Origin of the sequence: Peloplasma aerotolerans, from assembly GCF_030012175.1 — a bacterium.
GTDB classification, from domain to species: domain Bacteria; phylum Bacillota_I; class Bacilli_A; order Acholeplasmatales; family Acholeplasmataceae; genus Peloplasma; species Peloplasma aerotolerans.
In genome coordinates this window covers 1-1,648 of record NZ_JASCXW010000076.1, presented here as the reverse complement: position 1 = coordinate 1,648, position 1,648 = coordinate 1, and the positions used below count along the sequence as shown (strand labels likewise).

1 protein-coding gene is annotated in these 1,648 nt (G+C 37.4%); it reads left to right on the top strand.

Features of this window, described 5'->3' with window-relative positions; translation table 11 throughout:
* Positions 1–57 precede the first annotated feature (57 nt).
* On the top strand, positions 58–1,608 hold the full coding sequence (locus QJ521_RS09600; protein WP_282840261.1) for a DDE-type integrase/transposase/recombinase: 1,551 nt from the start codon (positions 58–60) through the stop codon (positions 1,606–1,608).
* Positions 1,609–1,648 lie beyond the last annotated feature (40 nt).

The window sequence follows — 1,648 nt, the reverse complement described above, 5'->3', positions numbered from 1 at the left end:
GTCAATCCCATGTTATAATGAATGTGCGAACATCACATAAAAGGAGATTAACTACCTATGCAAAGTTTACCACATTTCATTCAATCTTTAAAGAGTCTAGAACTCAATATCTATATTATTTCAACGAATCTAGAACCCCTGATGTTAAATCATTCTTTACCTTTAGATCTTGAAGAAAGACTCTTAACACCTGAGATACGAGAAAGAATCGATTTGATGACTTCTCAACTGGAAGCACTCAATCAACTCTTGACACCTCTTATCAAACCTTTAAAACAGAAAACGACTATCAAACGCAAGGAACCAATGACCGGTTACGCTTCTTTTAAAATTGATGAACCACCGATTATTAAACAGGGTTTTTACAAACAACTTTCTTTTGAAGACATCCTGCGTAACACGGAAAAGGAAATCAAACCTGTGCGAAGACAAAAACCTTTTTCTTATGAGGGTGAATGCTTAAATTGTGGTGCACCTAATGACTATATTTATGCGCACACCAAGACTCAAAACATGTGTAAGGTGTGCAAGCAAACCTTCACCCTAAAGAAGACCTATCACGAGGAGATCACGCATCACTGTCCGCACTGCGAGAACAAGTTAGAACTTCAACATATCCGCAAGGATTACGATGTCATGACCTGTCACAACTACCGCTGCTCTTTTTATCTTGAAAACAAACGTGCACTTAAAGATGGGGAGTTCAACCATCTGATGATCAATGACACACAGTACAAATTAAGGTATCACTTTAGGTTATTCAACTTCACCATGGCTTCGCTAAAGGATAATCATCGCTTAAGTATTCAATCGAAAATTAATTTAGATAAAATTCATCACTCTAAGTATACTTTAGGACTCTGCTTGACTTACTATATCAACTACGGCTTATCCTCCAGAAAGACGGCCCAGATATTAAAGGAAGTTCACGGACTCGAATTGACGCATCAGACCGTCGTTAACTACGCAGAAGCTGCAGCATCAATCACTGAATCTTTAAATGTTCTTTACCCTTACAAGCTTTCTGACACCATCACCTTTGATGAAACCTACATCAAGGTGATGGGGAAATCTAATTATGTTTTCTTTGGTTCGGATACCACTCAGAAAATCATCACTTCTTATCGCATCTTCGATCAAAGAACAACTTTAAATGCAGTGACCACGCTTCATGAAACATTTAGTAAGTACAAAGTGTTACCAGAACAACTCAATATCGTCACTGATGGTAATCCTATCTACAACGCCGCGCAAGTATTCTTTAAACTCAATGACATTCACTTTGATTTATATCAGGTCATTGGGGTTAAAAACAGTGATGATACCTCGAGAACATGGCGCTCTTTTAAACAGGCGGAAGAACGATTAAACCGAACATATAAGTTCAACTACCATGGTACCAACGGCTATGGAAGTCTAAGAAACGCAAATATTTACATCTCTTTATTCGTTACTTTTTATAACTTTTTGAGACGCCATTCATCCTTGAAGTATCGAAGACCTATCGAACTTGACTTCCTATCTTCTGATGATCTTATGCCAAATCAGTGGCTCAAAATCATGGATTATACGACTCTCCTATTTGATGGTGTCCATTATCAAGCTTAAATTCATTTTACATATCTTCCATTAAACTTTTGACACTACC

Excerpts from the sequence above, each read along its gene's own strand:
- QJ521_RS09600 (WP_282840261.1), top strand. The coding sequence starts at position 58 with ATGCAAAGTTTACCACATTTCATTCAATCTTTAAAGAGTCTAGAACTC.